Source organism: Mesorhizobium sp. M7A.F.Ca.CA.001.08.2.1 (assembly GCF_003998455.1).
Classification (GTDB): domain Bacteria; phylum Pseudomonadota; class Alphaproteobacteria; order Rhizobiales; family Rhizobiaceae; genus Mesorhizobium; species Mesorhizobium ciceri.
Map to the genome: position 1 here is coordinate 1 of NZ_RZPW01000341.1, position 6,365 is coordinate 6,365.

Annotated in this window: 6 protein-coding genes and 1 pseudogene; all 7 read right to left on the minus strand. The window is 63.1% G+C overall.

Annotated elements, in window-relative coordinates; translation table 11 throughout:
- Positions 1–114: 114 nt before the first annotated feature.
- A complete protein-coding gene (locus tag EN914_RS19940) occupies positions 115–798 on the minus strand; it encodes an HAD family hydrolase (RefSeq protein ID WP_024502046.1) in 684 nt (227 codons plus the stop codon).
- 15 nt (positions 799–813) lie between these two features.
- Positions 814–2,292 carry a mannitol dehydrogenase family protein gene (locus tag EN914_RS19945; protein WP_127218762.1) on the minus strand — a complete coding sequence of 493 codons (1,479 nt, stop codon included), beginning with the start codon at positions 2,290–2,292 and terminating at the stop codon, positions 814–816.
- Between the two features lie 146 nt (positions 2,293–2,438).
- Positions 2,439–3,209 (minus strand): L-iditol 2-dehydrogenase, encoded by a 771-nt coding sequence (locus EN914_RS19950; RefSeq protein WP_013528417.1) that lies wholly within the window; start codon positions 3,207–3,209, stop codon positions 2,439–2,441.
- Positions 3,210–3,211: 2 nt separating this feature from the next.
- A complete protein-coding gene (locus EN914_RS19955) occupies positions 3,212–4,210 on the minus strand; it encodes an ABC transporter ATP-binding protein (RefSeq protein WP_013528416.1) in 999 nt (332 codons plus the stop codon).
- A gap of 49 nt (positions 4,211–4,259) precedes the next feature.
- On the minus strand, positions 4,260–5,084 hold the full coding sequence (locus EN914_RS19960; protein ID WP_013528415.1) for a carbohydrate ABC transporter permease: 825 nt from the start codon (positions 5,082–5,084) through the stop codon (positions 4,260–4,262).
- Positions 5,085–5,095: 11 nt separating this feature from the next.
- Positions 5,096–5,968 carry a carbohydrate ABC transporter permease gene (locus tag EN914_RS19965; RefSeq protein ID WP_013528414.1) on the minus strand — a complete coding sequence of 291 codons (873 nt, stop codon included), beginning with the start codon at positions 5,966–5,968 and terminating at the stop codon, positions 5,096–5,098.
- A 123-nt stretch (positions 5,969–6,091) separates the two neighbouring features.
- Positions 6,092–6,365, minus strand: a pseudogene (locus tag EN914_RS19970) (sugar ABC transporter substrate-binding protein); the annotation flags it as partial.

The following is a 6,365-nucleotide window of genomic DNA, read 5'->3' on the forward strand; positions in this document are numbered from 1 at the left end:
CCAACGGCACCTTGTTCGGCCGCTCGGCGCGGCCGAACAAGGTGCCGTTGGTGTCGAGAATGCCCGCGCGAGCGCTCCCGGTGCCGACATCGACCGCGCAAACGAACTGTTTCGTCAAGATGCTCTGTCTCTCGCTCCCAGGCCTGCAATCAGATCGGGCAATTGCAGCATGTCAGCGAATATAAAGTCCGGTTCACTCGACGCAAGCCGCGCTTTCAAGGTCGGGTTGCCGGCATGCGAGCCGCCGGTGAAGGCAAACACGCGCATCCCCGCCGCCCGCGCGGCAATGATGCCGGCCGGGCTGTCCTCGATGACGAGGCATTTGCGTGGATGGGCCCGCATGCTGGCGGCGGCATGCAGGAACAGGTCCGGCGCGGGCTTTCCCTTGGCCACCATGGTGGCACTGAACAGGTGCGGTTCCATCAGCCCAAGCAATCCGGTGACGTCGAGCGCGTAGCGGATGCGGTCGAGCGTGCCCGAGGACGCGACACAGAACGGCAGCCCAAGCTTCGGCAGCATCTTCTTGACACCGGCGATCGGCTTCAGCTCCTCGCGGAATTTGCGCATCAATTCGACGCGCATCTCGGTCAGGTGCAGGTCGGTGATATCGAGCCCGAAGTCGCGGCCGAGGATCTCGCGCACGCTTTTCATGCTCTTGCCGAGGAAATGCTCGTAGGCGGCATCCTCACTGACGCTGCCGCCGGCAAGCCTGACCATGCCGAGCAGCGCCGAGACGGAGAGCGCCTCGCTGTCGACCAGCACGCCATCGCAGTCGAAAATGACCAGTTCAGGCGTCATGGCCGAGAATGGCTCTCAGAGCTTGCCGGCGAGGTAGCGCGTCAGCGTGGCGCGCGCGCCATTCGCCCACAGCACGTTGAGCGCATGGGCAAAGGCCTCGACAAACGCCGTTGCGCGGCCGACATCGCCATAGATGTCCTCCATGGCGAGCCAGGCGGCGGGAGCGTCCTTTGCTGCCTTTGCCGTCGCCTGTAGCCGGTCCCAACTCGGGTCGTTGGGCTCGATGACGGCGCCGCTGTCCGTCGTGCCGAAGCAGTAGCGGCACCACAATGCCGATTCCAGGGCCAGGCCGGCGACGCTTTTCCCAGCCTTCAGCCGGTCGGCGATGGTCGGGATGATGAACTTCGGCTGGCGGTTGGAGCCGTCGAGGCAGAGCCGGCGCACCGTGTCGCCGATCTTCGGGTTGGAGAAGCGGCTCTCGATGAGCTGGTAATAGTCTTCCAGAACCGTGTCCGGCACCGGCGGCACCGTCGGGATGATTTCGTCCCGTTCGAGCTTGGCCAGAAAACCGCTCACCAGCGGCTCCTGCATCGCCTCATGCACGAAATGGATGTCCATCAGGCCGGCCGGATAGGCGATCGCTGCATGGCCGCCATTGAGGATGCGGATTTTCATCAGTTCATAAGGCGCAACGTCTTTGACGAACTGCACGCCGACCTTTTCCAGCGGCGGCCGGCCATCGGTGAAATGGTCCTCCAGCACCCACTGCCGGAACGGCTCGCAGAACACCGGCCAGTTGTCCTCGAGGCCGAAATCCTTGGCCAGGATGCCGCGCTCGCGGTCGGTGGTGGCCGGCGTGATGCGATCGACCATGCCGTTCGGAAAAGCGACATGCTCGCTGAGCCAGTTCGCCAGATCCTGGTCGATCAAACGGGCCAGGCCGATGACGCCGTCGGAGGTGACATGGCCATTGTGGGGAATGTTGTCGCACGACATCACGGTGAACGGCACGGTGCCTTCATCGCGGCGGCGCACCAGCCCGGCAAGAATGATGCCGAACACCGTCTTCGGCGTGGCGCCGGGCTGCGCATCGGCAACGATGTCGGGATGGGTCGGGTTGAACACGCCGGAAGCCGGGTCGATGAAGTAGCCGCCTTCGGTGATGGTCAGCGAAACGATCTTGATCGCCGGGTCGGTAAGCCGTTCGATGACACCGGCCGCATCGCCGGGCATCAGGAAGTCGATCATCGCGCCGGTCACACGGGTATTCATATGGCCAGAGTCCTGCTCGACCACCGTGGTCAGCCAGTCCTGCTCTTCCAGCTTGGCGCGGCCGATCTTTTCACCGTCGAACACGCCGGCACCGATCAGCGCCCAGTCATGGCCGATGCCCGCATTGAACAGATCGTCGAGATAGACGGCCTGATGCGAGCGGTGGAAATTGCCGACGCCGAAATGCACGATGCCGGCCTTCAGCGTCGCGCGGTCATACTTAGGACCTGCGACGTTGGCGGGCAGCTTGGAGAGGTTAGAGGACGAGAGTTTCACGGTCATCTGTTTTACCCTTTGGCCGGGTTTCGGCCTTCGTTACGCTCCTCTCCCCGTCGGGGAGAGGATAAGGGGTGGCACTTGCTACGCGCCCGCTGAAGTCGGCCTCTGCTCCCCGCGGAGGGACGAGGAGCAGAGGCCGTCCCCCGCCCTCAACTCATCCACTGGCCGCCATCGACATTGTAGGTCTGGGCGACGATGTATTCGGCGTCGCTGCTGGCGAGAAACACAGCCATGCCGGTGAGGTCCTGTGCCGTGCCCATGCGGCCATACGGCACCGCCTCGCCGACCAGTTTCTTCTTCTCGCCCCTCGGCCGGTTCTCATATTTGGCGAACAGCGAATCGACGTGATCCCAGTGCTCGCCGTCGACGACGCCAGGGGCAATCGCGTTGACGTTGATGCGGTGCTTGATCAGGTCGAGCCCCGCCGACTGGGTCAGCGAGATGACGGCGGCCTTGGTGGCGCAATAGACGCCGACCAGCGCCTCGCCGCGCCGTCCGGCCTGGCTCGCCATGTTGATGATCCTGCCGCCCTTGCCTCGCGCGATCATCGAGCGGGCGGCTGCCTGCAGCATGAACAGCGTGCCGGCGACATTGACGGAAAACAACTTGTCGTAGCTTGCCCTGGTGATTTCGACGATCGGCGCCAGGTCGAACAGGGCGGCGTTGTTGATCAGGATATCGAGGCCACCGGTCTTCGTCTCTACGGCTTTCACCGCCGCCTCGATCGAGGCGAGGTCGGTGACGTCGAGCTTGACCGCATAGGCCTTGCCGCCAATCTCTGCGGCCGTCTTCTGCGCAGCCTCGAGATTGATGTCGGCGATGGCGACGGTTGCGCCTTCGCCGGCATAGGCTTCGGCGAAGGCTCTGCCGATGCCGCGGGCCGAACCCGTGATCAGCGCGGATTTGCCGGCCAGTCGCATGTTCAGATTGCCTTTCCGTCGGCGCCAAAGCGATGCAGCTTGGCCTTGTCTGGTGTCAGGTAAATGGTGTCGCCGTGATGGACGCCGAGTTCGCCGTCGGCGCGCACGGTCAGCGGACCGACGCCGTCGGCCTGGACGTGCAGGAAGGTGTCGGAGCCGAGATGCTCGGCGACGCCGACGACCGCCTTCCATTCGCCCGCCGTGGTCGAGATCTCCAGGTGTTCGGGACGGATGCCGATGGTCTTGGCGCCGTTTTTGGCAGCCGGCGCGCCCTCGATCAGGTTCATCTTCGGCGAGCCGATAAAGCTGGCGACGAACAGGTTCTTCGGCGTCTTGTAGAGCTCCATCGGCGAGCCGACCTGCTCGATGTTGCCGGCGTTCAGCACGACGATCTTGTCGGCCATGGTCATCGCTTCAACCTGATCGTGGGTAACGTAGATCATGGTGGTCTTGAGCTGATGGTGCAGCTCGCTGATCTCCAGCCGCATGGTGCCGCGCAGTGCCGCATCGAGATTGGACAGCGGTTCGTCGAACAGGAAGGCGGTCGGCTGACGCACGATGGCGCGGCCGATCGCGACGCGCTGGCGCTGGCCGCCTGAAAGCTGGCCGGGCCGGCGTTCGAGATAGTTGGTCAGGTTGAGCACGCGCGCCGCGTCTCCCACCTTCTTGTCGATGGTCGCCTTGTCCTCACCGGCCATCTTCAGCGGGAAGCCGATGTTCTTGGCCACCGTCATGTGCGGATAGAGCGCGTAAGACTGGAACACCATGGCGAGCTTGCGCTTGGCCGGTGCCTCGCCGGTGACGTCGCGGCCGTCGATGTTGATGGAGCCGCCGCTGGTGTCCTCGAGCCCGGCGATCAGGCGCAGCAGCGTTGACTTGCCGCAACCCGACGGGCCGACAAAGACGACGAACTCGCCATTCTCGATCACCAGGTCGAGACCGGGGATGATGGACGTCGCTCCGAAGGATTTCGAGACGTTCTTGAGCGTGATGTTTCCCATGGTTTCCTCCCCGAGGGGTTATTTCTGCCGATTGCTTCGGGCAATTCCGTTATTTCACCGCACCAAATGTCAGGCCGCGCACCAGCTGCTTCTGGCTGAACCAGCCCATGATCAGGATCGGCGCGATGGCCAGCGTCGAGGCGGCCGAAAGCTTGGCCCAGAACAGGCCTTGCGGGCTTGAGAACGAGCTGATGAAGGCGGTCAGGGGTGCGGCTTCCGTCGTCGTCAGCCGGATCGTCCAGAACGCCTCGTTCCAGGCCAGGATGATGTTGAGCAGCATTGTCGAGGCGATGCCCGGCACCGCCATCGGCGTCAGCACATAGACGATCTCGTTCCACAGCGATGCGCCGTCCATGCGCGCCGCTTCCAGGATCTCGCCAGGGATTTCGCGGAAATAGGTGTAGAGCATCCACACCACGATCGGCAGGTTGATCAGCATCAGCATGATCATGAGGCCGATGCGGCTGTCGAGCAGGCCTGTGTCGCGGAAGATCAGGTAGATCGGGAACAGCACCGCGACCGCCGGCATCATCTTGGTGGACAGCATCCACATCAAGATGTCCTTGGTCCGCTTGGTCGGCGAGAAGGCCATCGACCATGCCGCCGGTATGGCGACCAGCAGGGCCAGGATGGTCGAGCCGACCGAGAGCAGCACCGAGTTGAAGAAGAACTTGAAGTAGCCGCTCTGCGCCTGGACCTCGGTATAGCTCTCGAACGTTCCCGACGGGATGATGCTGAAGCCCTGGATGGCTTCCTGCTCCGACTTGAACGAGGTGATGATCGTGTAGAGGATCGGGAAGAAGATCAGCAGGGCGACGATCCAGGCGGCAACCGTCGCGATCGTCTTGTGCCGGGTGGTGACTGAGCGTGCCATCGTAGCCTCCCTTACTTGTCCAGGTTCTTGCCGACGGCGCGCATGGCGAAGAAGGCAACGATATTGGCGAGAATGACGGCGATCACACCGCCGGCGGATGCCTGGCCGATTTTGAACTCCAGCAACGCCTTCTGGTAGACGAGGAAGGGCAGGTTGGTGGAGGCGTATCCCGGGCCGCCATTGGTGGTGACGAGGATCTCGGCATAGACCGAGAGAAGGAAGATCGTCTGGATCAGGATGACGACCGTGATAGCGCGCGACATGTGCGGCAGCGTCAGATAGATGAAGCGGCTGATGAAGCCGGCGCCGTCCATCTCGGCGGCTTCCTTCTGCTCGCCGTCGAGCGACTGCAGCGCGGTCAGAAGAATGAGCGTCGCGAAGGGCAGCCACTGCCAGGCGACGATGATGATGATCGCCAGCATCGGATGTTGCCCGAACCAGTCGATCGGCTGGGCTCCGAAGAAGCGGGCTATATCGGCGAACACCCCGTATTGCGGGTGCATGATCATGTTCTTCCAGACCAATGCGGCCACCGGCGGCATGACGAAGAACGGAGAGATGACGAGGATGCGCACGATGCCCTGGCCCCACATCGGCTGGTCGATCAGCAGCGCCAGAAGGATGCCGCCGATCACCGTGATCAGGAGCACGCTGACCACCAAGGTGAGCGTGTTGAGGATCGACTGCAGGAAGGCCGGGTTGGAATAGAACAGCGCGTAATTCGAGAAGCCGACAAAGCCGTCGCGGATCGGATTGAGCGGGTTGTACTGCTGGAAGGAGAACCAGATGGTGATGACCAGCGGCACGATCATCCAGACGAACAGCAGCACCACGGATGGCGCCATCATGAAACGGGCAAGCGAACGGGTCTGCTGAGTAGCCATGACGGTCACCCTTCACTGGTCAGACGGAATTTTCAAAGGCGTTAAAGGCGGCCGCCCGAACTGGGAACTCGGGCGGCCGTTGCCGGTCAAGGAGGCGACCGGCAGTCGGCACCGGGAGGAGCCTTACTTGATGTATCCGCCCTCGGTCATTGCCGCGGTGGCAGCGTCCTGGGCCTGCTTCAGCGCGTCGTCGACGCTCGACTGGCCGGCAAGCGCCGCCGAGAAGAGCTGGCCGACCGTGGTGCCAAGGCCCTGGAACTCAGGGATGGCGACGAACTGGACGCCGACATAGGGCACCGGCTTGACCGTCGGATGCGTCGGATCGGCGGCATTGATGGAGTCCAGCGTCATCTTGGCGAACGGAGCCGCCTTCTGGTACTCGGCATTGGCGTAGAGC